Annotated in this window: 1 pseudogene; it reads left to right on the forward strand. The window is 75.8% G+C overall.

The features are described 5' to 3' along the window. Nucleotides 1–265, forward strand: a pseudogene (locus MJ643_RS30890) (ornithine cyclodeaminase); the annotation flags it as partial.

Here is a 265-nt window from a genome sequence, read left to right on the forward strand (position 1 = left end):
CGCGGCGGCGACCCTCGCCGAGGCCCTCGACGGGGCCGACGTCGTCACCACCTGCACCGCCGCGAAGGCCCGGCAGGCGGTCCTGCACCGCCAGGACCTCCGCCCCGGCCTGCACCTCAACGCCATCGGGGGCGACTGCCCGGGCAAGACCGAGCTCGCGCCGGAGGTCGTGCGGGCCTCCCGCGTCGTCGTCGAGTTCGCCCCGCAGACCCGCATCGAGGGCGAGATCCAGCAGGTCGAGCCCGACTTCCCGGTCACCGAGCTG

The sequence above is a fragment of the Pseudomonas sp. PNPG3 genome (assembly GCF_023093815.1).
GTDB classification, from domain to species: Bacteria; Pseudomonadota; Gammaproteobacteria; order Pseudomonadales; family Pseudomonadaceae; genus Aquipseudomonas; species Aquipseudomonas asiatica.